This window comes from Arcicella sp. GW822-FHT02H01 (genome assembly GCF_058802005.1).
The window spans coordinates 3,135,405-3,159,845 of the sequence record NZ_JBXANT010000001.1; the positions used below are offsets into that span (position 1 = coordinate 3,135,405).

The 24,441-nt window shown below is 35.1% G+C and carries 23 protein-coding genes; 8 read left to right on the forward strand and 15 right to left on the reverse strand.

What is annotated here, in order from left to right; all coding sequences use genetic code 11:
* Window positions 1-72: 72 nt before the first annotated feature.
* From AC1RNE_RS13325 to AC1RNE_RS13365, 9 genes are all read right to left on the reverse strand, one after another.
* Window positions 73-1,431, reverse strand: coding sequence for an aspartate kinase (locus tag AC1RNE_RS13325; protein ID WP_492801424.1), 1,359 nt, complete (start codon window positions 1,429-1,431; stop codon window positions 73-75).
* Between the two features lie 14 nt (window positions 1,432-1,445).
* Window positions 1,446-1,853, reverse strand: a complete 408-nt coding sequence (locus AC1RNE_RS13330; RefSeq protein WP_492801425.1) for a type II toxin-antitoxin system VapC family toxin — start codon at window positions 1,851-1,853, stop codon at window positions 1,446-1,448.
* A gap of 5 nt (window positions 1,854-1,858) precedes the next feature.
* Window positions 1,859-2,095, reverse strand: a complete 237-nt coding sequence (locus AC1RNE_RS13335; protein WP_492801426.1) for a DUF2281 domain-containing protein — start codon at window positions 2,093-2,095, stop codon at window positions 1,859-1,861.
* 65 nt (window positions 2,096-2,160) lie between these two features.
* Window positions 2,161-2,637 carry a 6,7-dimethyl-8-ribityllumazine synthase gene (ribH, locus tag AC1RNE_RS13340; protein ID WP_492801427.1) on the reverse strand — a complete coding sequence of 159 codons (477 nt, stop codon included), beginning with the start codon at window positions 2,635-2,637 and terminating at the stop codon, window positions 2,161-2,163.
* 145 nt (window positions 2,638-2,782) lie between these two features.
* Window positions 2,783-3,472, reverse strand: coding sequence for a tetratricopeptide repeat protein (locus tag AC1RNE_RS13345; RefSeq protein WP_492801428.1), 690 nt, complete (start codon window positions 3,470-3,472; stop codon window positions 2,783-2,785).
* Window positions 3,473-3,737: 265 nt separating this feature from the next.
* A complete protein-coding gene (locus AC1RNE_RS13350) occupies window positions 3,738-5,030 on the reverse strand; it encodes a murein hydrolase activator EnvC family protein (RefSeq protein WP_492801429.1) in 1,293 nt (430 codons plus the stop codon).
* 15 nt (window positions 5,031-5,045) lie between these two features.
* Window positions 5,046-5,891: a lipoprotein insertase outer membrane protein LolB1 gene (gene lolB1, locus AC1RNE_RS13355; RefSeq protein ID WP_492801430.1), complete on the reverse strand. Its 846-nt coding sequence runs from the start codon at window positions 5,889-5,891 to the stop codon at window positions 5,046-5,048.
* A 41-nt stretch (window positions 5,892-5,932) separates the two neighbouring features.
* Window positions 5,933-7,669 (reverse strand): tetratricopeptide repeat protein, encoded by a 1,737-nt coding sequence (locus AC1RNE_RS13360; RefSeq protein ID WP_492801431.1) that lies wholly within the window; start codon window positions 7,667-7,669, stop codon window positions 5,933-5,935.
* Window positions 7,670-7,880: 211 nt separating this feature from the next.
* On the reverse strand, window positions 7,881-8,666 hold the full coding sequence (locus AC1RNE_RS13365; RefSeq protein ID WP_492801432.1) for a copper homeostasis protein CutC: 786 nt from the start codon (window positions 8,664-8,666) through the stop codon (window positions 7,881-7,883).
* Window positions 8,667-8,963: 297 nt separating this feature from the next.
* Here AC1RNE_RS13365 and AC1RNE_RS13370 point away from each other — a divergent pair, with 297 nt between their 5' ends.
* From AC1RNE_RS13370 to AC1RNE_RS13380, 3 genes are all read left to right on the forward strand, one after another.
* Window positions 8,964-9,185, forward strand: a complete 222-nt coding sequence (locus AC1RNE_RS13370; RefSeq protein WP_092018230.1) for a DUF2795 domain-containing protein — start codon at window positions 8,964-8,966, stop codon at window positions 9,183-9,185.
* Between the two features lie 163 nt (window positions 9,186-9,348).
* On the forward strand, window positions 9,349-10,809 hold the full coding sequence (locus tag AC1RNE_RS13375) for a leucyl aminopeptidase family protein (protein ID WP_492801433.1): 1,461 nt from the start codon (window positions 9,349-9,351) through the stop codon (window positions 10,807-10,809).
* A gap of 76 nt (window positions 10,810-10,885) precedes the next feature.
* The gene (locus AC1RNE_RS13380; protein ID WP_492801434.1) at window positions 10,886-12,100 is read left to right on the forward strand and encodes an ATP-grasp domain-containing protein; all 1,215 of its coding nucleotides are present in this window, start codon (window positions 10,886-10,888) and stop codon (window positions 12,098-12,100) included.
* Window positions 12,101-12,166: 66 nt separating this feature from the next.
* Here the strand turns inward: AC1RNE_RS13380 and AC1RNE_RS13385 are convergent, their stop codons facing one another.
* The 4 genes from AC1RNE_RS13385 to mutY form a co-directional block, all read right to left on the reverse strand.
* On the reverse strand, window positions 12,167-13,066 hold the full coding sequence (locus AC1RNE_RS13385; RefSeq protein ID WP_492801435.1) for a PE-PGRS family protein: 900 nt from the start codon (window positions 13,064-13,066) through the stop codon (window positions 12,167-12,169).
* 22 nt (window positions 13,067-13,088) lie between these two features.
* A complete protein-coding gene (gene gldE / locus AC1RNE_RS13390; RefSeq protein ID WP_492801436.1) occupies window positions 13,089-14,462 on the reverse strand; it encodes a gliding motility-associated protein GldE in 1,374 nt (457 codons plus the stop codon).
* A gap of 134 nt (window positions 14,463-14,596) precedes the next feature.
* The gene (locus AC1RNE_RS13395) at window positions 14,597-15,064 is read right to left on the reverse strand and encodes a single-stranded DNA-binding protein (RefSeq protein WP_492801437.1); all 468 of its coding nucleotides are present in this window, start codon (window positions 15,062-15,064) and stop codon (window positions 14,597-14,599) included.
* Between the two features lie 140 nt (window positions 15,065-15,204).
* Window positions 15,205-16,269 (reverse strand): A/G-specific adenine glycosylase, encoded by a 1,065-nt coding sequence (mutY, locus tag AC1RNE_RS13400; protein ID WP_492801438.1) that lies wholly within the window; start codon window positions 16,267-16,269, stop codon window positions 15,205-15,207.
* Window positions 16,270-16,607: 338 nt separating this feature from the next.
* On the opposite strand from mutY, the gene AC1RNE_RS13405 reads away from it, so the two are divergent.
* The 4 genes from AC1RNE_RS13405 to AC1RNE_RS13420 all read left to right on the forward strand — a co-directional run bounded on the left by AC1RNE_RS13405 (window position 16,608) and on the right by AC1RNE_RS13420 (window position 21,586).
* A complete protein-coding gene (locus tag AC1RNE_RS13405) occupies window positions 16,608-16,904 on the forward strand; it encodes an HU family DNA-binding protein (protein WP_492803641.1) in 297 nt (98 codons plus the stop codon).
* 118 nt (window positions 16,905-17,022) lie between these two features.
* Window positions 17,023-17,883, forward strand: a complete 861-nt coding sequence (locus AC1RNE_RS13410) for a tetratricopeptide repeat protein (protein WP_492801439.1) — start codon at window positions 17,023-17,025, stop codon at window positions 17,881-17,883.
* A 725-nt stretch (window positions 17,884-18,608) separates the two neighbouring features.
* Entirely contained in the window at window positions 18,609-20,165 is a 1,557-nt protein-coding gene (locus tag AC1RNE_RS13415) for an Rne/Rng family ribonuclease (protein WP_309922564.1), read from the forward strand.
* Window positions 20,166-20,251: 86 nt separating this feature from the next.
* The gene (locus AC1RNE_RS13420) at window positions 20,252-21,586 is read left to right on the forward strand and encodes an AAA family ATPase (protein ID WP_492801440.1); all 1,335 of its coding nucleotides are present in this window, start codon (window positions 20,252-20,254) and stop codon (window positions 21,584-21,586) included.
* 54 nt (window positions 21,587-21,640) lie between these two features.
* On the opposite strand, the gene AC1RNE_RS13425 is transcribed toward AC1RNE_RS13420, so the two are convergent.
* Both AC1RNE_RS13425 and AC1RNE_RS13430 read right to left on the reverse strand, forming a co-directional pair.
* On the reverse strand, window positions 21,641-22,018 hold the full coding sequence (locus AC1RNE_RS13425; RefSeq protein WP_492801441.1) for a hypothetical protein: 378 nt from the start codon (window positions 22,016-22,018) through the stop codon (window positions 21,641-21,643).
* Between the two features lie 22 nt (window positions 22,019-22,040).
* The gene (locus tag AC1RNE_RS13430; protein ID WP_492801442.1) at window positions 22,041-23,204 is read right to left on the reverse strand and encodes a DUF6973 domain-containing protein; all 1,164 of its coding nucleotides are present in this window, start codon (window positions 23,202-23,204) and stop codon (window positions 22,041-22,043) included.
* Window positions 23,205-23,399: 195 nt separating this feature from the next.
* Here AC1RNE_RS13430 and mcrC point away from each other — a divergent pair, with 195 nt between their 5' ends.
* On the forward strand, window positions 23,400-24,440 hold the full coding sequence (gene mcrC / locus AC1RNE_RS13435) for a 5-methylcytosine-specific restriction endonuclease system specificity protein McrC (protein ID WP_492801443.1): 1,041 nt from the start codon (window positions 23,400-23,402) through the stop codon (window positions 24,438-24,440).
* Window position 24,441: the final 1 nt, after the last annotated feature.

The following is a 24,441-nucleotide window of genomic DNA, read 5'->3' on the forward strand; positions in this document are numbered from 1 at the left end:
CCACAAAGATAAAAAAAATAGCCGTGCTGGAAACAGGTTTCACAACACGGCTATTAAGCAATGTCGTTATAATTAAGGAGCGGAGAAAATATCTTTCATCGCATCTTCATATAAAAAACAACGTTCATTCAAAGCATTCAAAGCAGCAGCTTTGTTTTTGCCATGAATTAACAAAGTAATATTATGCTCGGAAGCACCATAGCAAATCATTCTGATTGGAATATTTTTCATTGCTTCTAATACTTTCAAAGCAATGCCTTCTTTGTCAGCCGAGAAGTTTCCAACGATACAAACGATAGTCTGGTCTTTATCACATTCTTCTAAATCTGCAAATTGGCGTAATTCAGCCATGATTTCTTCTAAATGTTCGTCATTATCAATGGTTACAGAAACCGAGACTTCCGATGTCGTAATCATATCAACAGGCGTTTTGTATTTTTCGAATACCTCAAATACTCTACGCAAGAAACCATAAGCATTCAACATTCGTGTTGAGTGAATGTAAATAGCTGTTAAATTATCCTTGGCAGCAATAGCTTTAATTTCACGGTCAGATGTTTTGTCAGCAATCAAAGTACCAAAGGCGGCTGGTTCCATCGTATTTTTTAAACGGACAGGAACACCTTTCATTTTAGCAGGGGTAATCGTACTTGGGTGCAAAATTTTTGCTCCAAAATAGGCTAATTCGGCTGCTTCTTCAAAGGTCAATTCACGAATAGGGAAGGTTTTCTTTACGATACGTGGGTCGTTATTGTGCATTCCATCAATATCTGTCCAGATTTGTACTTCCTCCGCTACAATGGCGCCACCGATTAATGATGCTGTATAGTCTGAACCACCTCTTTTTAAGTTATCTACTTCTCCACGTGGATTTCTACAAATAAACCCTTGGGTAATAAAGATTTGCTTGTCTGTTAATTGAGAGAGAATACCACCTAATTTTTCTTCAGTAAACTTCAATACAGGTTCGTTGTCTGCATCAATGAGCATAAAGTCTAACGCTGGTAATAAAGCCGCACTAATACCTTGTTCACGTAAATATGCTTCGAACATTTGGGTAGAAAGCAATTCACCTTCAGCTACAATTTCCTTTTCTTGTTTTATTGAAAATGGTTTGATACTTTCTAAAGAACGGATAAACGAAAATTCTTTTTCAATAATTGCCTTACCTTCAGCATAACCAGCTTCTGTACTATAGAGCTCTTTAATAAAGACTTCGTAATGCGCAAATAACTCGTTTATTTTCTGAGTAGCTTCATCATCATTATTCGCTTTCAAGGATTCTCCGATAGAAATTAAAGCGTTTGTAGTACCTGAAAGGGCAGACAAAACGACAATTTTACGATTACCGTCTTCAGTAATCAAATTTTTAATTGAGTGCATTCGCTCGGGCTTCCCAACGGAAGTTCCCCCAAATTTCCAGACTTGCATTTTTTCTTCTTTAATTATTGATTATCAATGATTTGTATTTGAGATTGATAGTTTTTAAATTTCTCGTCGGCTGAGATTAATGAGATTTTCTCTTGAAAAGCCGTAGCTATAATTAATCTATCAAAAGGGTCTCTATGGTTATCTACTAATTGTATAGTATTATAAGCGTTGATATGTTCGTTCTTAATAGATAAAATTTGAAAATCGACTAGTTCAATTTTTTCAATTAGCTCATTGGTCGAAACGTCAAAATTGGGCAACTTATTTAATCGCTGTTTAATTGCGATTTCAAAAAGACTTACTTGTGATACCAAAATTTGATTGTCAGTATCTTTAAGAATAGTCAGTATCTTCTTGGATAATTTAGGGTTTTCTAAAATTGCCCAAATAAAAATATGTGTATCAATCAGATATTTGTTCATATTAATTAATACATATATTCGTTCAACTCATCTAAAGGTTCATCAAAATCATCAGGAATAGATAACTTTCCTTTTAAAACACCAAGAACTCTTTCTTTCTTTTTTGTTGGCAATGGTGTTTCATCTACCAAAACAATCACCCTAACAGATTGATTTGCTTTGAGTTGAGAACGAAGATTACTCGGAATATCAATGTGTTGATTATCCGTAAGAACGGTCGGAAATTCGATGGCTTGTAGCATAATTTTATTGTTAAAATGAGCTAAATTTCTCTGACAATTTAATGTACTCTTTATCCTTGTACTCCCTAAAACGCCAACATTTTTACTGCTGTAATGGCAGCTTCATCACCTTTATTTCCGTGGATTCCTCCTGCACGGTCTAATGCCTGTTGTTCTGTATTAGGCGTAAGTACACCAAAGATAACAGGTTTATCATATTTTAAGCTTACTGTAGTAAGTCCTTGGGCTACGGCATTATTAATATAATCATTATGTTTGGTTTCGCCCTGAATCACACACCCTATACAAATCACCGCATCAATTTCTGCTTTTTGCGCCATCTTTTGGGCTGCAAACGTTAGTTCATAGCTTCCAGGAACGTTCACTCTTATTACATTTTCTTCTTTTGCTCCGTAGGCTAAAAGCGTTTTATGAGCGCCCGCTGCCAAGGCATTAGTAACTTCCTCATTCCACTCTGCCACCACAAGGGCAAACTTTTTATCACTTACGTCTGGTAAGTTTTCTGTGGAAAAAATGCTTAAATTTTTATGTGCTGAAGACATTTTATAGTTGGTATTGGCTCTAAAAAGTAATGACGAAAGTTTACGGATTAAAGCGTGTGTACGAAAGTTTAAAACTAATGACTATAAAAAAAGGGATAAGAACTTATGCTCTTATCCCTCTCGTATCAATATTTTATTGATTCCTTTATTCTGAGACAGAGCCTTCTAACACCGCTTTATACTTCTTAGCGTTGATGGATTCTGACGACTCTGCATATTTGTCTACAATTTCAGTATAAACAGCCAACGCCTCTTTTTGTTCGTTGTTTGCTTCATAAGCAGCAGCCAATTTCATTAAATATGTAGGCGTGAAGAATTTGTTAGCCTTATATTCAGCAGCTTTTTTATAATATGTTATAGCATCGCTATATGCTTTCTTTTCTGTATAAGCATCTCCAATTAAAGAATACGCACGAGCCTGAACCAATAAATCTGAGCTACTGAATGATTTTAATTGATCAATGGCAGCATCAAATTTACCTTCTTTTAAATTAGCAACACCCGCATAGAAGCTTGCTAAATTTCCAGTATTTCCACCAAAATCATCAGCAATTTTACCTAATTCTTTAGCAGCTACTTTATTTGAGTCTGCTTCAAATTGATAAACAGCATTAAATAATTTTGCCTGTCCTTCTTCGTCTTTTGTCGTTAAGTAATATTTGTAGCCAAAATAACCTAATATCGCCACTACCAATATACCTGCTACACCATAAATTACGCCTTTGTTTTTTTCAACAGTCGCTTGAACTTTATGAATGTCATGCTCTAATTCGCTTTTTAAGCCATCAGCAGTTTCCAAAAAATCAAGTGGCGTTTTTTCGTCTTTCTTTGTCATTGTTGGTTTTTATCTTTATTTGTTGTCGGTTATTTATCCTTGTATAATGAATTGATAATGAGTTTACAAAGCAAATAACTAATCATTTTTTACTAGCTTCAAAATCGGATTGCAAAATTAGGAAATCTCTTGGAACTTTAAAGGTTTTTGTGTAATCTTTTCAAGCCTAATTTCAAAAGTATCAAAAAATAAGGGATTTAGGTGCTTTTTAGCGAAACATTTTGAGATAATAGCATGATTTTCCCATCGATTCTGTCTCTAAAATCTATTTCTGACGAAGCCAATTTTCTGGATTTTGCTTATCAAAAGTTTTCCAAACTTGGAAATTTAACTCCGAAGTACCATCAGTATCAGAGGCAACCTCACCTACTTTTTGTCCAGCACCTACTTTTTGTCCATTTCTTACTGATACGTTAGATAATTTACTATAAATGGTAAAATAATCGCCATGCTGAATCGCTACAACCATATAAGTTCCTGGAATAGAAACCACAGACTGAACAACGCCTTCATAAACTACATTTACATCATTCCCTGCACTTGTTTGTATATCAATACCATTATTGTTTGTTCTGACTCCTTTCAAAACAGGGTGATTATGTACCCCAAAACGACTAGAAATAAAGCCAGAATTAACAGGCCAAGGCATCCTGCCTCGTAATGCTGAAAAAGAAGTGGCCAACCTTGTTTCTTCCACATTCAGGGCAATGGCTTTTCTATTTGAAGTAATAACAGGCTTCTTGTTTTGATTACGCCTATTGGCTAATTGCTCACGTTCTTGCGAGCGTTTTATTTCACGCTCTACAATTTTAGCAATCATCGTCTCTAAGCGCTCTACTACCTTTTTATTAGCTTCCAATTGTGCTCTTAGGCTTTTTTCTTTCTGGCTTAATTCCGTAACTACTTCTGTTTGTTTCCCTTTTAATACTTGTAAATTTTGTGTTTCTGTAATCTTTTCACGCAAAACAGCATCTTGCTCTTGTTTCTTTTGCAAGATTTTTACTTGTTCTGTCAATAATTCCGAACGTACTTGTTGTATTAAAACTGCTTGTTTTTCGCGTGCTGAAGAATATTGTTGAAGGTATTTATAACGACGAATCAGTTGGTTGAAATTTGCAGAAGAAAACAAAAAACTAAGCTTGTTAACTTTATTGCTGGTTTTGGCAGCTGTAAAAACCATTTTGGCATATTCTGCCTTTAATTCTTCAAGATTTCCCGAGAGTTTCCCTGTAGCCTTTTTTAGTTCTTCGGCTTCATTTTGAAGTAATTGCTGATTTTCAGAAATGATGTCAATCTGCTTGGCTTGCTTATCAATTCTTTCTCCTAAGGCATTAAGTTTACCTACACTTGCCTCTTTTTTCTGTTCAGTTTTTTCAATGATTTTATTGATTTCCTGAATCTTCTGGATATTCTCTTGCTTGGCAGCCTCCAACTTTTTCCTTTTAGCAAGGGTTGAATTTTGTGCAATTGATACGTTGGGAATGAAATATAACAAAACAAGAAGCAGTCCTGAAACGAATTTTAGGGCTGCTTGATGATTACTGATATGTAAATTCAACTTTTTGATAAAGTTTTAATTTTTATTTAGAAGTTTTTCGGGCACTCTAAATGGAAATTCCAAAGGAGTGTCTAATAATTCAACCTTTGTGTGCTTGATATTGACAACGGTTTGATACATTTTTTGATCTTCCTTCGACTGATAATCTAACGTGATTAAGCTTGATTGAGGAAATAAAAACTGATTCAATGTCGTAAAGTCATCAAAGTCTAAAGTTAGTTTATTACTTGTATCTTCTTGTGTAAGCAAGATTTTTTTTAGCTTTTTATTTTCTCCAATATAATTATCTATCAATACTTTGTTTTCTTCTTGTTTTAATAAAAAGTATTCATTGCTACGCACTACTCTGGATTTATTTTTTTTGAAGGGACGATTCCCGACCACCAAAGCTTGTAAAATATCATAGCTTACCTTGAAGTTGAATTTTTCGGCAAAGTCATCATACGTATATTCTTTGTATTCACCATGGTATTTATCGTAAAGCTTTACGACGCTATCATTGAAAAGCGCTGTAGCCACTGTAATACCAAATGCTGATACGTTCATCCAAATTAAACTGTCTTTACGCATCCTGATATCAACAGTAAAGCTTTGGTTATCATTAGGAGATTTGTACGAAACTTTTGCTTTTGCTTTTAAGTATTTAAAATCAATCTCATCGATTTTAACTTTTTCTTCCTCTGTTACAGCTACTTCTGGTTTAGAAGATGGTATGATAGTCAGGGAATCAATTACTGGCTTCGTCTCAGCTACTTTTAATGAATCAATAGACGAAGCATCGGAGGTTTTATTGATATGCTGACGTTTACAAGAAGCAATAAAAAATGTAAACGCTAAGAGCATTAATGAGTAATGTTTCATATTTTAAGATTAGGTAATTAATAGCTTACTGATTTGAATATCTATTCTATTAATTTCATTTCCGCGATTTTCTTGTCGATTAATGTACTGGTTGTACCTATGGTTTTAGCTTTCTTCCACTGTTCTACAGCTTTTTCTTTTTCACCTAATTGAAAAAGCACATCACCATAATGTTCTACAATTGTACCACTATTACTTTTATTCTGAACAACGGCTCTTTCTAAATAGATTCTAGCCTTGTTATAGTCTTTCATCACATAAAGTACCCAAGCATACGTATCCAAATACGTACCATTATCTGGATGCTTTTCCACCAGTCTTGCACCCATTTCAGCGGCTAATTCCAGTTTATCTTTTCTTAAAGATAGGAAATAACTATAGTTATTCAGTACATGGTCATTGTTTGGGTCAGCTTTTAGGGCAGCCTCATAGGCTTCATCCGACTTCTGATATTTACTTAAACTATTATAAGTATCTCCCAACAGCGCATTGATGTGTTGGAATAACTCAGAATTTGTGGGTGTTAATCGTCTAGCTTCTTCTAACGACTCTGCCGCTTTGTTATGATTCCTTTTTTGATAGTATGCCGAACCATTCAAATACCAAAATGCAGATTGATTTGGAAATACCTCTATGGCTTCTTCGCTATGAACAATGGCGCTATCTATTTGTCTTAATTTAAAATCAATATTGATGATATTCCCCCAAACTTCATTGATAGATTTATCCAGTCTGGCTGCTTTTACATATTCATCTCTGGCTGCTTTTTCATCACCTTTTTGAAAAAGTAAATCGCCATAAATAGCATGAGATTTTGGGTCTTGTGGATTAGCCTTAATCAATACCTTCACCAAATTAAATGCTGTTTGTTTTGATTTTTCATCTTTGGCCATGTTCATGTAACCAATCAAAATACGTGCCTTCGTGGTAGCATCAAGGCTGGCATCGGCAAAAGCTAATTCTAACTCACGATTACATTTATCAATTTCTCCTTTTTCCTGATACAACTGTGCTAACATGATATGAGCCTGTGCATTTTCAGGATTCATTTTCAGAATCTTCTCAAGATATGGAATGGCTTGCTCATTACGTTTGTTCGACATCAGCAATTCTGCTTGGTCTATATTATAATCAATTTCTTCAGGGTCAGATAAAATCAGTTTTTCGCCTTCTTTAATGGCTTCATCTACTTTACCGATTTTTACCAAAACCATCTGTTTCTGACGCGTAATTTCTTCATTAATACCAATGATTTTTTCAGCTCGGCTGTATGATTTCAGTGCCTCATCAAAGTGATTATCGAAAATATAAACGGCGGCTTGCGCTACATATAATTCAGATTTTGAAGGATTCAGGGCAATGAGGTTTTGATATACCCTTGCTGCTGCATCATATTTTTGTTTTCTGACATACAAGTCTGCCAATAACTCTCCATACGCTTCGTTTTCGCTATTCAGTTGAAATGCTTTTTCAGCATATAAAATAGCCTTGTTTTCGTCTTTTAATTTTTGGTAATTATTAGACAAAGCATACAAAATTCCGCTGTTATCAGGTACGATAGCAAGTGCCTTTTCATAAAATTCAACCGCTTTGTCATAGTCTTCCATCATATAGAACTTCATTCCTTCGGTAAAAAACGATTCTGCTTCAAGCAATTGAGCTTTCGATTGCTCTTCTTTTTTCTTAGAAGATTCACGTTTTTGGGCATACGAAAACTGACTAATTATTAATAAAGTAGCCAGTAATGAAAAAATATATCGAAGATTAAAATTCATCATTTAATATGTAGCAGATTGAAGAAAAAAACATTTCTCAAGACAATTTTGTCTGTATCAGTATTTTCTGTTCTTCAAAGTTAAGGAAAATCTATTTAAGTCGTTATTGAATAATATTGCCTTAAAGAATTAAATGCAATTTAGTTTCAAGCCTACTAACGAATAATATTGTAATTAGGTATATCAAAAATACTTCAAATTTTAAGGTTTTGTTTCATTTTTTTACTTGAAATTCTTGGCTGAGCAAATCTACTACCGCTTTTATTTTTTCACTATCCGAATAAGCAATTTCATACTCTGGTACTGCTGGTAAACCACCCATCGCAATGCCTTCTTTTCGGAAAGTCATCACCGAATCTCTGGTAGATTTCCCCGTCAGGTGAATAGCATCCACGCCTGTTTGGGCAATTTGTATGGCGTTGCCCAGATTTACGCCACTACCCACCATAATTTGTATCCTTCTCTGTGCCTGTTCTACGATAGCCTTAATTTGTGCTATGCCATCTATCGCTACATTCTTTTGACCAGAAGTTAATATTCTGTCACAACCTGCTTCAATAATAGCTTCTAATGCTTCTGAATAATCAGGTGTCATATCGATTGCTCTGTGGAAAGTTACTTCCATAGGCGAGGCTAGTTTTACCAATTCAGCAGTTTGTTGAATGTTTACACGGCCATCGGGGTGTAAAATTCCCAATACGATACCTGCACAACCTAAAGCTTTCATGGAAAGTATATCCTCTTTCATGATAGCAATCTCTTCATCGGTATAACAAAAGTCTCCACCCCTAGGGCGAATCATCGCATTGATTCCAAGCTTGACTTTTTGAGTGACCATTTTTACTAAACCAGCCGAAGGCGTAGTACCACCTTCAAACATTGAACTACAAAGTTCTATTCTATTTGCATGGGCTTTTTCTGCCGCTACACACGATTCAAAAGAATAAGCACAGACTTCTACGAGGGGTTTTTGTTGTAAAGTAAGGGTTGAATACTTCATTGGGAAAAATTTAATGTTTATTTAATCTCTTAGGAAGATTATAGTATTTTATTGAATTTCAGGATAATAAAAGAATATAGCTACAAAATTGTAAATAATTATAGCTTTAAATGTACTTTTTTCAAATAAATTTAGTTAATTCAACACAAGATTTTAAAGAAAAAAGCTTTTCATAAATAAAAAACGTATACTTTTGCAATCCTGAGAAAAACAGGTTAAATAATAGCTGTATAAGTCTCTTATAATCAGTATTTTATTTTTTAAATTAGTAATTAATTGTAATCAAATTCATATAATATGTACTGGACACTTGAATTAGCATCCTATCTAGAAGATGCTCCATGGCCTGCCACGAAAGATGAACTAATCGATTTCGCCATCCGTACTGGATCGCCACTTGAAGTAGTTGAAAATTTGCAAGAATTGGAAGACGACGGTCAACCTTACGAAAGCATCGAAGAAATCTGGCCAGATTATCCTACTAAAGATGATTTCTTCTTTAACGAAGATGAGTATTAAAATTGGATAATAGAAAGTAATTACGAAGTGCCACCTGTTGAGGGTGGCATTTTTTTTGTTGATATTATATATTATTGCTTTAAGCAATGAGCTGTTTACATTACTAACAAAAAAGCTTATTTCTCACAGCTCACAACTCATTGCTATAAATTAAACTACTTACATGAAAAATAACATCAGGATTAATATTATTAGTCAGTTCAATCAGGAAGACAAAGCCATCATTGTACCGATTTTGCAGACTAATGAGCCTACGGATGAGCTAGAAAAAGTAGCCCAAAATTTTGGAATAGATGCCCTGTTGCTTAAACAAGACTTTAAGGCAGATTTCAAAGAAATTCATGTAGTGTATTCTTCTCAGCACCAGAAAGTAATATTGTTGGGTTTAGGAAAAAATCCCAACACTGCTGATATTATTCGTGCATTCAGGAAACTGATTCACGAACAAAAAACAAAGCTACCCAACACAGTGTGTATTGATGCCAGAACATTGCCCGAAGCATGGGTTGAATACCTTGTGAATGGCTGTATATTGGGTACTTATGATTTTGGCTTGTATAAAACAGATGATAAAGCCAATATTCCACTGTTGGGGAATGAAGGAACACTGAATATCATCAGTGAATCGAAAAATTTAGAAGCCTTCATTCAAAAAGGAAAAGCAATTGCCGAAACGCAAATGCAGATGTTTGATTTGATGAATGCCCCTGCTAATAAAAAAATACCGCATACTTTAGCAAAATGGGCGTTAGCATCTGGCGAAAAATATAATTATTCAGTAAAGGTGCTTGAAAAACAGCAGTTGAATACTCAGAAACTCAATGCGCTTTTGGCTGTAGGGCAAGGTAGCGAACATCCCCCGATGTTGATTATCATGGAATATCGTTCGCCCAAAGCTACACAAACAGTGGGTTTAGTAGGCAAGGGTGTCACTTTTGATACTGGTGGAATATCCATAAAATCGTCGACTAATATGCACTTGATGAAGTCGGATATGGGAGGTGCCGCTGCTGTTTTTGGTGCGATAGAATTAGCCGCCAAACTTGAATTACCTGTACATTTAATAGGTATCATACCTGCTTGCGAAAATGCGGTAGATGGCAAATCGTTCAAACCAAGCGATGTAATAAATTCTTATGCTGGAAAAACGATTGAGGTGATTGATACTGACGCCGAAGGAAGATTGATTCTGGCAGATGGCTTAAGTTACCTAACGAAGAATTTTAAGGTGGATACTATCATAGATTTAGCTACGCTGACAGGTAGTTGTGTCGCCACGCTAGGCTATCATGCTGCGGGTATGTTTACGAGTAATGATGAATTAGCCGATGCTTTGAACCAATCTGCTAATGAGACAGGAGAACGACTATGGCGTTTGCCTTTATGGGATGTGTATAAAGAAGACATTACTTCGGATATTGCCGATGTTCGCAACTATTCGGGTAAGCCAATGGCTGGGGCTATCTCTGCGGCAAAATTCTTAGAAGTATTTACTGATAATCATCCAAAGTGGGCTCATTTAGATATTGCAGGAACAGCCTTTGGTGACACAGAGTTTGCTCCACAAAGAACTGGAACAGCCTTTGGTGTAAGGCTATTAGTCGATTTTTTAAGTAAAATATAGTTAGTACTTTCTTGGCTTAATCCGTTGATTTTATTAATTTTAATTAATTGCAAAATCTATTTAATCCTGATAAACTATGTCATCAACGCTTTCTTTTCTTTGTATTTCTACTTATTTTAAAGGGAATGAGTTTTTGCGAGCTTGTAAACAAGCTGGAAACAAGGTGTATTTATTGACGAATAAAAAGCTAGAACATAAACCTTGGGTTCGGGACTTTATTGATGAAATATTTTACGTTGAAGAAAAAGCCGACGGTTCTATTGATATGAACGAGGTCATTTTAGGCTTAGCCTATATGATGCGTTCAAGAAAGGTAGATAGAATTGTGGCTTTAGATGATTTTGATGTAGAAAAGGCGGCTCATTTGCGAGAACATTTCCGTATTCCGGGTATGGGACAAACCACTGGCCGACATTTTAGGGATAAATTAGCTATGCGGATGAAAGCTGAGGATGCAGGGATAAAAGTACCTATGTTTTCAAGCTTATTCAATGATAATGATATTTTTGAATTTACCCAGAAAGTTACCTATCCGTGTGTCATAAAACCTCGTTCAGAGGCCTCTGCTACAGGGATTAGAAAAGTATATAATTCCGAACAATTATGGGAGGTAGTTCATTATTTAGGCGATCGACGCCATGAATATTTGGTTGAGCAATTCAAGCCTGGGGATGTATTCCATGTGGATTCAATTTCTTTAAAAGGTGAATTTGTATTTACGCGTTCAAGTCAATACCTGTCAACACCGATGGAAGTGGCACATGGCGGAGGTATTTTCCGTTCGGTCACTGTACCTATTGGTTCTGAGCTCGACCTTTCCTTACAAGAAGCTAATGCCCAAGTAATGAAAGCCTTTGGTATGAATTATTCTGCTACTCATTCAGAATTTATCAAAGACCATGAAACGGGTGAGATTATCTTTTTAGAAACGGCGTCAAGGGTAGGAGGGGCCAACCTCGCTGAAATGGTTGAGGCTTCATCGGGGATTAATCTATGGCGAGAATGGGCAAATATTGAAACGGCTGTAGCCAAAAAAGAAGAATATACGTTGCCGCCTGTTGAAAATAATTATTCTGGAATTATTATTTCTTTAACCAGACAGCAATATCCCAATTTAGCAGGATTTGATGCGCCAGAGATTTATTGGAGAATGAACGAAGAATATCACATTGGTATGATTGTGAAATCAGATAATAGAGAAAGAGTCATTGAAATTTTAGATGATTACGCCCATCGTATTTATCAAAATTTTCATGCGTCGGCTCCAGTACCAGATAAGCCCACACATTAAAAATGTCTTAAAATCACTAGAGAGGGACTTAAGTCCCTCTCTAGTGATTTTACTATAACTGCATTCTTATTTGCGTTTGCTCTGATATAAATGTACTGGAATTTTATTGTCGCTTTCCTCGCTGATGGTATAAAAGCTTGAACCATCATTACTAAAGCTAATGCCTTCTCCCTGTGGTTCGGCTGTATAAGGCAACAAACTACCCGCACGTTTCAAGGCCGTCGGAATACTTTCATTGGTTTGGCGTCGCCAGTGAAATACTTGCAGATAATTCTTGATAAGTATTTCTTGATTATCAGCAGAAATACTCCCATCTGTAATATAAAATCCTTGATTGCTAGCTACTGAAAATGAAACCTCTTCTATAAATTCGGCCGTAATTGTTTGCGAAAAAGACTGTGGATAAGGAATTCTATAAAGTCGTTGTTTTTTTTCTCTTTTGCTTAATATGTAAATATCCTTCGTTTCTTGGTCGATCAGCATACACTCAGCATCTCTTGCACCGTCGGGATATTTAAACGTAATTTTTTGAACGTTAGTTAAGGTGTTGACAGTCGGCGTATTCGTTGCCATAGTCGGTTCAGCTACTTTATAAATAGCATATTCGCCGTATTGAGCATTATTATCACCAATCTCGCCAATGTACAAATACGAACCCTCTGGAAAGGTAGCCATCGCAATAGCCTCCCAATCTCTATTTGTAGCACCTTGTAAAAAAAACTCATACAAGCCTTTACCTGATTTATCTATCAAAAAAATCCGATTGCTATCTCCACTATCGTTATGTGTCCAGAGGTAGCCTTTGTTTTTCTGACTTGCTATTAACCCTGAGGCTTCGTCGATAGATTTGTTTTCGATTAATCCTACATCTATCGGATTGTCGAAGTTGTCACTAACCGTAATTGGGGTAGGTTTTTCTTCGCAAGCCACCAATGATAGTAGCCATAAGAAAATAAGCTTTTTCATATTAAGATTAATTTTGCAAAGCCTATTCAACTTCTTGCGGAGATGGATTTGGTTCTTCCTCCACTTTAAGCGTTACTTTTACTTTCTTAATTCTACGAGTATCTACTGAAGAAATTCTGAATTTGTATTTATCATACTCTACTTCTTCGCCAGCATGAGGCAAGCGAGTAAATAACTCAATTAAAAGACCTGCCAATGATTCACTATCTCCTCGGGCTTTATCAAAATAATCATTATCTACACTCAGTGCACGGCATACATCATTCAAAGAAACTTTGCCTTCAAATTCAAAAGAGCCATCTTTTAACTTCACATAGCCTAAATCTTCTACATCCGACTCATCATGAATATCACCTACTATCTCCTCAATAATATCCTCCATTGTCACAATGCCTTCTGTTTCGCCATATTCGTTTACTACAACCGCCATGTGCACTCTTTTTTCTTGAAAATCGTATAGCAAGTCGTCAATCTTTTTACTTTCTGGAATGAAAAAAGTTTGATGTAGTAAATCTTGCCATTTAAAATGCTCGTCTTTTTCCAGATGTGGCAAAAGGTCTTTGATATATAAAATACCCTCTATTTTATCAACAGTTTCTTTATAAACTGGCACACGCGAATAACCAGATTTGTTGATTTTATCCATCAATTCATGAAAATCAAAAGCAATATCAAAGGCCGTAATATCTCTTCTCGAACGCATTACACTTTTGGCTGAGGTGCTTCCAAAGTTTACAATTCCTTTTAAAAGGTCTTTTTCTTGTTCTGATGTGTCTTTGCCCGTCGTAATTTCTAGGGCATGGTTTAGTTCGTCGGCAGTGATGGTATAGCCCTTTCGTTCCACTCTTTTTTCGATGATATTACTGATACCCAGCAATAGCGAAGACAAAGGTTGAAAGATGATTGTAGCAATTTCTAATAAAGGAGCCGTTATTTTAGCAAAGCGGAGGTTGTTTTGCTGAGCCCATACTTTAGGAATTAATTCGCCAAAAAAAGTAATGATAAAAGTAACCCCTACCAATAGTACTAATGTAGCCACTAAGCCTTCTTTTTCTTTTTCGCCTACTACTTGCTCTGTTACATAAGTAGCAATAGTGATAAAGGTAATGTTTACTAAATTGATGGAAATTAATAAAGTAGCTAGTAGTAGCTGTGGTTTGTCTAGTAATTTAGAGATAGTTCTTTCTGTTCCACTATCACTTTCACGGCAAGCAGCACGTTCGTCAGAAGATAATGAAAAGAATGCGACTTCAGAGCCAGCCAACAGGGCTGATAACATTAATAAGCCTAATAGAATCAATGCATTGATGCCATAAACGCTGTAAGATGAGGTGCTTTCAACTTGGGCTAAAAGCACCAAAATCGGGTGAGGTTCGTCGGATAATCGGGTTTCCAAAATATAATGGGTTTTAGTGCTTTAGTGATTAAATGGTAATGATTGGTAATTAATTGTTTTGATACTTTTTTGTCTGATAGTTCTGAAAGCAAACATACTAATTACCAATCTTCAATCACTAACTAACTTATAATTTAAAATGGTAAATCATCACTATCGTCACTACCAGTATTGCTACTGAATTCAGGAGTCGGAGCAGGCGTTCTTTCTGGTGCAGGGCGTGATTGTTGCGCAGGCGCTGCGGGAGCACTTTCTGAACCTCCCTCATTACTTCTGCCACCTACCAAAGTCATAGAAGTACCTCTAATCTTAGTTGTTTTTCTTACGATATTATCCTTGTCAGTATATTCTTCGGTACGAATTTTACCTTCAACATATACAGAATCTCCTTTATGAAGGTATTGCTCTGCAATGTTGGCTAAATTATCCCAAAGTTCTATTCTATGCCATTCTGTTTGTTCAACTCTCTGTCCATCTCTGTTATTATAAGCTTCAGAAGTTGCTATACTAAAAGTTGTTACTTTAGAACCACTAGGGAGTGATCTTACTTCTGGGTCAGCACCCAATCGTCCTAGCAGAATTACTTTGTTTACACCAGCCATTGTTTAATTGTTTTAAAAGTTTGAGAACCTATGTGAATTTAATGAAAAACAGTTCAAGTTACAAATTTGTCGATAGGAACTGATATTATATTTTATCGTTAAATATCTACAAAAAGTTCAAATTGAACACTTATTTTCTATTAAAATACAAACTCTTTTAAGTAATTGTTTACCAAGGTTGATTTTGGTAAATCGTCTACTTCATTGAGGCTGTACCATTCAAGTTCTTGGGGCAAATCTACAAGAAAATGTTCTTGTACTTCTAAATGCCAAAATTTGGTTTGTATGCGTTGATGAGTAAGTATATGAGTGTATGTGATTGATTCTCTTTTGATTAATGATTTTTTCATGAGGCCAGTCAAGAACACATCTTCATTAGCAAGATACAATAAATCTTGAATATTTTCTTCACATTCTTTGAGATAAAAATCATACATTCCTTCCCAAACATCCCTTCCTTTTCGTTTACGCATGGCAAAATTACCATTTTGTTCAATGATAAAGTAATTAAAAAAACGTTCTTTTACTTTTATCTTTTTAGATTTTACAGGAAGTATCCCCACGCGTCCTGTAGCATAAGCAATACATTCCATAGAAAGGGGACAAAACATACAATTGGGCAAAGCAGGAGTACATTGTAGTGCCCCAAACTCCATAATGGCTTGATTGTGCATCGCCGAATTATAATCAGGCAATACGCTTTCGGCTAATTGGGTAAATACTTTTTTGGCATCCTTGCCCGAAATATCAGTTGTTTCACCAAATACCCTTGCGAGTACCCTATACACATTGCCATCCAGCACAGCTACTTTTTCGCCCGAAGAAAAAGAGGCAATAGCTGCGGCGGTGTAAGTACCAATTCCTTTTAATTTTAATAATTCTGAATACTTTTCTGGAAATATACCGTTATAATCTTCAACAACCATTTTGGCTGTTTTGTGCAGATTCCGTGCCCTTGAATAGTACCCCAAACCCTGCCAAAGCCTTAATACTTCATTTTCTTCAGCATTGGCTAAGTCTTGGATAGTAGGGAAGGCATTGACAAATTTATAGTAGTAAGGCATGCCCTGTGCTACTCTGGTTTGTTGAAGAATAATTTCAGATAACCAGATGTAATACGGGTTTTGGGTGTTTCGCCAAGGTAAATCTCGTTTGTGTTGAAGATACCAATTCGTAATTTTTTTTGAGAAAAAATCGTTTTTCAAAGGATGAGTAGTTTGTTTGTTCGCAAATAGACTTTTGTACTAAAAATGACTGAATTTATTGTTTTTCCAAGAAATTAATCTAAAAATTGATATTCGGGAAAGGATTTAAGTTTTGGCAATCGGCTAACAATTAAGCAATTACGAAAAAAAAGTTCGGATAATATTTTTTTGTTTCTTTCATAATTCAAACCAAAGCCGTACCTTTGTGACCCTTAATAATCAAGGGGTTACGAAAGTAATGATTTCATCACTAAAATCAAGGTGAACTCTACCGTTATTTTCAATGCTGAAACGCAACCAATCATTATTTGTTTAACATATTTTTTATTAATCCTAAAATTTTCAATAAAGTGACTAAAGCAGACGTAATCGCAGAAATTTCAGACAAGACTGGTATCGACAAAGCAGATGTATCAAGTGCAATTGAGTCTTTCTTTTCGGTAGTAAAAGACAACCTTTCAAATGGTGAACCAATTTATGTAAGAGGTTTCGGAAGTTTTGTAAACAAGAAAAGAGCACACAAAATCGCTCGTAACATCTCTAAGAATACTTCAATCGAGATTCCAGAACACTTTATTCCTAGTTTCAAACCTGCAAAAACTTTTGTAGAACAGGTTAAGTCAAACGCAAAATAGATTAAGTTTAGTTGTCTGTTCAAATTCTTTGTTATCCGTGTGAAACACTTTAACAGTAATTAGGGTTTTTAACATTTACCTTAACAGATAAATTAATAGCTTAAAAACTAAAAAAATCATGCAAAAGCCTTTTATCATTATCATCGTTATTGCCTTCGGATTGGTTGGAGGTTTATACAGTTTACCAAAAGTAGTTGTGAACGATGAGAAGAGAAAGTTGGAGCAAACTTCGGAAGAAACCCCTGCACCAACTGCCAATCGCGATAAAATGGCAGCATCTAAAACACAAGAAAGTGCCGAAAGTCATGGTGCTACATTGAGTGTTGAACAGCAACGTGTGATTGCGCAATTGAAGGGGAGTTATTTGAATGGTACCACAGCGAAAGTAAAAATGAAGGCGGCAGACGAATTGATTGCTAAATTTGTAGAATATACTCGCTTTGATAGTGCCGCTTATTATGCTGAGGAAGTAGCCAACAAAATCGAACCCTCAGAAACGAATTTGATGAAAGCAGGTAATTTGTATTACGAAGCATTTACCTACTCGCTTCAAGCAGAAAAGACTACTGTGTTAGGGGAAAAGGCCAGAGAAATTTTTAGTAAAGTTTTGGCAAAAAATCCTGAAAACTTGTTGGCTAAAACCAACATGGCAATGACTTACGTATCTACTTCGACCCCTATGCAGGGAATCACAATGTTGAGAGAAGTAATTGCAAAGGAACCAGATTATGAACCAGCTTTGTTCAGTTTAGGCATACTTTCTATTCGTTCAAATCAGTTTGGAAAAGCGGTTGAACGCTTTAAACAAATTTTGAAGAACAACCCGTCTAATTCAAAGGCAGCTTTGAATTTGGGATATTGCTTAGCTGAGTTAGACAGAAAAGAAGAGGCTAAAGCTATTCTAGAAAAAGTGCTTGCGAATAGTACTGATTCACAAGAAAAAGCAGCAGCTAATGAAATTTTGTCAAAATTAAAGTAATATTGTATGTTGAATATTACTTTTCGAGCTTCTTTAGCATCAGAAATACAAAAACATTAAACATATTTTTAACATTTAAAACCTTTTAGAATCATGCCTTGCGGAAAAAAAAGAAAGAGACATAAGATCTCAACGCACAAAAGAAAGAAGCGTCTTAGAAAAAGTAGACATAAGAAGAAGTAGTTAAGGCATAAGGAAACGGGCAAAGTAAATATTTATTACCAGTCTTTTCCTTTCGCCTTAGTACCCAAAAAACAGGCAGAGTCTCCTATGTGGAATTTGCCTGTTTTTGTTGTTTTTGTGAGATTGATTGCTTGAAAGAAAAGTTTAATTACATAAAGGTTTCATTGTCAGTTTTTTATGTAATTTTCGGTCATGACATTTTGGGGATATGTAGTGATTTTAAAAAAATACTAAGTATTAATTACTAATGCTTTTTGTTTTCTATTTAGTGTTTAATCAGGCTATTTAATAAAATCATTTGCTTAACCAAGATAAGTCACCTTCATTAAAGTCAATTTAAAAATATTAAATTTCAGACCAATTTTAATTAATAATTATCACCCTTTTGTCGTGATAATTCTCCTAATAAAAAATCGATTTTTCCTTTTTTTCTAGGCTCGCACATATCTGGAATTTTCTAAATTTTTAAAGACTTAACGCAAGCATACTCATTACTACGACGTCCTTCATATCTCTTTCATTTCTAAATGCTTTAATCACCTGTGAGTAATGAATTAATTATCAATTCGACTCCCAAAGGTGACCGCATAGCTTTGTTGCAAGACAAGCGTATTGTGGAATACCACTTAGAGGAGTCCGAACCACACTTTTCTGTCGGAGATATTTATCTCGGGACAGTCAAGAAGATGGTAACGGGATTGAACGCTGCCTTTATTGATATTGGCTATGAGAAAGATGCCTTTCTTCATTATCATGATTTAGGTCCGAACGTCAATTCCTTAAACAAATTTACGAAAGAGGTTATCGCTGAAAGATTACAGTCTGGACGATTAGATAACTTTAAGCTAGAACCTGAAATTGACAAGCACGATAAAATTGATAAGGTATTAAGTAAAAATACGCCAATTTTAGTGCAAGTTGTGAAGGAACCTATTTCGACAAAAGGACCTCGATTGTCTTGTGATATTTCTATCGCAGGGCGTTATACGGTATTAGTTCCTTTTTCAAATGGGGTGAATATCTCCAAAAAAATTACCGCAAAGGCTGAACGTCAGCGTTTACAACGTTTGATGTCGTCTATTAAACCTGCGAATTTTGGAGTGATTGTAAGAACAGTAGCCGAAGGGAAAGAAGTAGAGGAATTGGATAAAGACCTCCGCGAGTCCATCGCTAAATGGGATGCAGGAATGAAAGCACTGAAAAGTGCTAAACCGCGTGATAAAATAATCGGAGAGATGAGCCGTGCAACTTCGATGTTGCGTGATTTATTAAACGAAAATTTTGATAGCGTTGTCGTTGATACGCCAGAACTGTTTCAAGAAGCCCGCAATTATGTTTCCAATATTGCTCCTGAAAAGGAAAAAATTGTGAAACTGCACCAAGGGAAGAATAAAGTATTTGAACAACTGGGTATCGAAAAACAACTGAAAATGTTGTTTGGACGTTCGGTAAGTTTACCACAGGGAGGTTATTTGATTGTAGAACATACCGAAGCATTACACGTAATAGATGTAAACTCAGGTAATAAATCTAACAACGAAGATGGCCAAGAAGCAACAGCCCTGAGTGTAAACCGTGAAGCTGCCAAAGAGATTGCTCGTCAGTTAAGACTGAGAGATATGGGCGGAATTATTGTCATTGACTTCATTGATATGAAAAGACCTGAAAACAAGAAATTGATTCAGGATATCATGAAAGATGAAATGAAAACCGACCGTTCTAAATATACCATTTTGCCTTTAACAAAGTTTGGTTTGATGCAAATTACACGTCAGCGGGTTCGTCCTGAAATGAATGTGGTAACAGCTGAAAACTGTCCGACTTGTGGTGGAACAGGAAAAATTACGGCAAGTATTGCTATTTCGGATATTATAGAGCATCATCTTGAACATATTCTAGAGAAACAAAACGAGAAAAAACCAACTATTTTACTTCATCCGTTTTTACATGCTTATTTTACAAAAGGTTTCCCTTCAATTCGTATGAAGTGGTTCTTTAAATATAAAACATGGGTGAATTTAATTCAGGATACGTCCTTTGGTATTACAGATTTCAAATTTCTGAACGACCATAGCGAGCCAATCGAATTGAATGGATAAACGATAATTACCTGAAAAAACAGCCTGATTTCACCTTGATTTCAGGCTGTTTTTTTTGCCTATATTTGTATAAATTTTATATGGAGATGCCTCAAAAAAATGCTAGAAATTATTGGTGGTTGAATGCCAATCCTCGTATTTGGTCGATAGACTCGCTCAAGCCTGAGCAAGTACAGGCTTATGCTTCCCACAATGAGTTTGACCATAAAAGACGTATCTATAAGTATTTCGAGGCTGTAAAGAAAGGGGATTTAGTAATCGGGTATGAATCTACGCCTGTAAAACAAATAAAAGCAATTTTTGAGATTACAGAGCCACTTCACGTCGACCCTCATTTTGGAGAAATAATTTCTTTCAAAATGAAAGAACGAGTACCCGAACCTATCGATTGGATTGAGCTAAAATCCATTCATTTCTTTAAAGATTCGGAAGTATTAAAGAATAAAAACAATCAGGGAAGTTTATTCAAAATTACCGAGGATGAATTTGAGGCCATTCAGGCCATGATTGATGAGCAGAAAGAAGCAATGATGGGTGAAGATGTGTTGATACCTTATGAAAAAAAGGATGCTTTAGTAGACCTATTTATGGATGAAGAGCAATTTGAAGAGATACTAGATACGCTGAAATACAAGAAAAATATTATTCTTCAAGGCCCCCCAGGGGTGGGGAAAACCTTTATTGCTAAAAGGCTAGCTTATACTTTGGTCGGTACTCAGGATGATTCTAGGATAAAAATGGTGCAGTTTCACCAGTCATATTCTTATGAAGACTTTATACAAGGGTTACGCCCTGATGGAGAGGGAGGATTTAAACTGAAAAATGGGGTATTTTATGAGTTTTGCAGACAGGCTCAACGTAATGCAGGTATTGACCATTTTTTTATTATTGATGAAATAAACCGTGGTAATCTGAGCAAAATTTTTGGTGAATTGTTACTCCTGATTGAATCTGACAAACGTGGACGAGCCAATGAAATGCCATTGACTTATGGCGATAAAGACTCTGAACCGTTTTATGTGCCTGATAATTTATACATCATCGGCACGATGAATACAGCAGACCGCTCTTTGGCAATGATTGATTACGCCTTAAGAAGACGGTTTGCCTTTATTAATCTTGAGCCTCTTTTCAATCAAAAGTTTGTAGCGTACTTAGTACAAAAAGGTGTTGAAAGAAATTTTGCTGAAAATATCAGTAAAGCCATTACACAATTGAATCAAGTGATTGCCAATGATAAAAACCTACAAAAAGGATTTCAGATTGGGCATAGTTATTTTTCAACTTTTGCTAACGAAGATGATACACGTAAATGGTATCGCAGGATTGTAAACCTAGAAATCGCTCCGCTTTTAGAAGAATATTGGTTTGATAATGAGGATAAAGTAAAGGCTGAAATTAAGAAGTTATTATGGTATTGAAGACTTGTTTCTTTATTTGAAGAAACAAGTCTTTAATAAATTTATAAAAAGAAATTACAAAGCTGTATTTACAGTTAGTTTTCCCTTGTTATTTTTTAGATGTTTAAATGTAATAAGAGCATGATAAGTATTATCATAAAAATCCCAATACTTATCATTAATACTTACTTTACCTGAGTCTAAAGGGATTTCTAATTTTACATTTTCGTTTCCTTTAACTTCACTTTTATAATAGGTAATAATTAATAAAGCCTTATTATCAAGGTGACCTTGAATATTATACTTCATTGAGGTAGGTGTTTGTGCGTGTCTTTCCACTATAAAAGTCGTATCCTTAGACGCATCAAATGTAACTGTTGCTGATACACGTTCTTTAGTACAGCTTAATAGACAACACATTATAAACACAATAACTATAATGTAGTTTTTCATGAGTTATATTAAATTTTTAGCGTTAAAATGGTATTTGTTGTACACAATTTGAACCTCCGACTGTCCATAATTGTCCATTTTTAGCCATTTGGTAAATATTATAGACTAAATCATTAAATCCTCCTGTAAATGATGCTCCTAGGTTTATACCAATTGTATTGTTTCTTAAATCCATTACAGTTGAACAGCCATCTCTACCATATTCATGTGCATCTGTTAATAATTGTGCAACATTAACACCAAAATCTCTAGTGTGAAGTGTCGCAAATAATACATGTTTAAAAGCATTAGCATGACCATCATCAGCATTTGTATGAAATTGAGCAGCGGTTATTCGCTCTGCTTGTACATAGTGATTATAAAATTTCATAATTTGACCAGTGCTCATGGTCTCTAAAATTGCAATTTCTTGTGGATTTAATACTTTACCAAACTCTTCTAATATTTTCTCTTTAATCCAATCAAGAATAGCTTGAACTAATGCTGGATCGTAGTCAGGGTCTATATAACCACACCCCCAATCGGCACAAGGCTCAACAGTAGCATTTAACACAAAAGGAGAAGAATTCGCTGGGCTAAAAAGTAATGTTACAAAAAGCCAAGTTCCCCCATGATTTACGGGTGCTGTTACAGTAACTTCAGGTAAATCTGTGTTTCCAAAATCAGCTAATCTTGAATTTTTATTGCTTATAACTTTATTGTCTTTATAGGTATATTCTCGCTTATACTTTTCATCCAGTGACATGATAATAACGGTTCCAGTAAATGTGTTACTTTGGACATTATCCTTATTTATTTCTACTTTATAACCATTTTTTTTGCCTTCTACTTCAGTCAAGTATAATTGTTTTATCTTAATTTTTCCAGTTTCTTTAAAGTCAATTAAAGGAACAGTAAGTAATTTGTCGGACAATTTGGACTGCTTATTACTTATAGCTTTCTCCCAAATTTCAACTTCTAGGACTTCGTTTGTAGAATCTAGTGAACCAGTACGTGTGTTTGGATTACTTTCCAAGTTATAATACCATTTTTTGAAATTCTCAATTTCAGTGGCAGAAGGTTTTACACTTTGACTTGAAGTGAAAGGAGGAATCACTTCAATATCACTACTTTCTTTACAATTGGATAAAATTACTGGAATGGCAAATATGCCAATAAGACAGGCTAATCTACGTTTTAATTTCATGTAGTGTATGAGTTTTTAGATGGAGTAGAAAACAAAAGTGTAGGACATTACTTTTACTCTCAAATTTCTACGTTAAAAAATTAGATTGTAATATATTCTAAGGCAAAAATAAAAAAATAATAATATGGTGAGTGCATAATTGTAAATTTGATAGCGATAAATATATCTAAAATCAAAATTTATACTTGTTAATAAATGATTCCTATCGAAAACATATATTACCTACTCTGCTACGCTTGGAATCGGCTTGATGAAAAGGAGCTTGTCAATATTTCTACCATTGAAGTAACAGATTTGCCTAATTTGCTAGCAAGGGTGCTTTTGAAGGGTACAAAATTATTAATTAATCGTGGGCTAGATAAACAATATATTACCGAGCAGAACCTTTATCAAGGCATCAAAGGGAGAGTAGATTTTAATTATTCATTCCGTAAAAATCTATTTCAGCAGGGGTTGGCAATGTGTGAGTTTGATGAACTTTCGGTGAATATTTTGCCTAATCAAATACTAAAAACTACCTTACAACATGTAATTAAGCTACCGACGCTCGATAGAAACTTAAGAAGAGAGATACACGCTATTTTATATCATTTAGCAGAGATTGATACCATTGTAGTCAGGAATGACACTTTTGCAAGTGTAAAGATTAACCGACATAATCAGTATTATCTTTTTTTACTGAACATTTGTGAATTATTACATCACAATCTACTGATTCATGAAAAAACGGGAGAAGTAAAATTTAAAGATTTCCTGAGAGACGAACGCCAAATGGCTAGACTTTTTGAAGAGTTTGTCCGCAATTTCTACAAGATTGAAGTACCCGAAGCAAAGGTTTTTAGAGAAGATTTACATTGGCAGTTTACAGGCGAACAGATGCAGTTTTTACCCAAAATGCAAACAGATATTTCTATCAAACTCCCTTCTGACCGAAAGATTATCATAGATGCCAAGTATTATTCAGAGACACTTCAACATTTTTATGATGCCGAAAAAATACATTCTCGGAACCTATACCAAATGTTTGCCTACTTGAAAAATCAGCCAAACCTACAAGCAGAAGGGATTTTATTGTATCCAACTGTTCAGAAAAGCCTAAGTGTTTCTTATACTTACGAAGGGCATCAAATCAGGGTAGAAACCTTGAACCTCAATCAATCGTGGATGGAAATCAAAAACGATTTGTTAAAAATATTAGATAGAGAACAGCACGAGTTAAAAACTCATGCTACATAAA

Excerpts from the sequence above, each read along its gene's own strand:
- AC1RNE_RS13365 (WP_492801432.1), bottom strand. The coding sequence starts at position 8,666 with ATGAAGTATTCAACCCTTACTTTACAACAAAAACCCCTCGTAGAAGTC.
- AC1RNE_RS13425 (WP_492801441.1), bottom strand. The coding sequence starts at position 22,018 with ATGAAAAACTACATTATAGTTATTGTGTTTATAATGTGTTGTCTATTA.
- ribH (WP_492801427.1), bottom strand. The coding sequence starts at position 2,637 with ATGTCTTCAGCACATAAAAATTTAAGCATTTTTTCCACAGAAAACTTA.
- AC1RNE_RS13335 (WP_492801426.1), bottom strand. The coding sequence starts at position 2,095 with ATGCTACAAGCCATCGAATTTCCGACCGTTCTTACGGATAATCAACAC.
- AC1RNE_RS13430 (WP_492801442.1), bottom strand. The coding sequence starts at position 23,204 with ATGAAATTAAAACGTAGATTAGCCTGTCTTATTGGCATATTTGCCATT.
- AC1RNE_RS13380 (WP_492801434.1), top strand. The coding sequence starts at position 10,886 with ATGTCATCAACGCTTTCTTTTCTTTGTATTTCTACTTATTTTAAAGGG.
- AC1RNE_RS13345 (WP_492801428.1), bottom strand. The coding sequence starts at position 3,472 with ATGACAAAGAAAGACGAAAAAACGCCACTTGATTTTTTGGAAACTGCT.
- AC1RNE_RS13375 (WP_492801433.1), top strand. The coding sequence starts at position 9,349 with ATGAAAAATAACATCAGGATTAATATTATTAGTCAGTTCAATCAGGAA.
- AC1RNE_RS13360 (WP_492801431.1), bottom strand. The coding sequence starts at position 7,669 with ATGATGAATTTTAATCTTCGATATATTTTTTCATTACTGGCTACTTTA.
- AC1RNE_RS13385 (WP_492801435.1), bottom strand. The coding sequence starts at position 13,066 with ATGAAAAAGCTTATTTTCTTATGGCTACTATCATTGGTGGCTTGCGAA.
- AC1RNE_RS13395 (WP_492801437.1), bottom strand. The coding sequence starts at position 15,064 with ATGGCTGGTGTAAACAAAGTAATTCTGCTAGGACGATTGGGTGCTGAC.
- AC1RNE_RS13370 (WP_092018230.1), top strand. The coding sequence starts at position 8,964 with ATGTACTGGACACTTGAATTAGCATCCTATCTAGAAGATGCTCCATGG.
- lolB1 (WP_492801430.1), bottom strand. The coding sequence starts at position 5,891 with ATGAAACATTACTCATTAATGCTCTTAGCGTTTACATTTTTTATTGCT.
- AC1RNE_RS13330 (WP_492801425.1), bottom strand. The coding sequence starts at position 1,853 with ATGAACAAATATCTGATTGATACACATATTTTTATTTGGGCAATTTTA.
- AC1RNE_RS13420 (WP_492801440.1), top strand. The coding sequence starts at position 20,252 with ATGCCTCAAAAAAATGCTAGAAATTATTGGTGGTTGAATGCCAATCCT.
- AC1RNE_RS13325 (WP_492801424.1), bottom strand. The coding sequence starts at position 1,431 with ATGCAAGTCTGGAAATTTGGGGGAACTTCCGTTGGGAAGCCCGAGCGA.
- AC1RNE_RS13410 (WP_492801439.1), top strand. The coding sequence starts at position 17,023 with ATGCAAAAGCCTTTTATCATTATCATCGTTATTGCCTTCGGATTGGTT.
- mcrC (WP_492801443.1), top strand. The coding sequence starts at position 23,400 with ATGATTCCTATCGAAAACATATATTACCTACTCTGCTACGCTTGGAAT.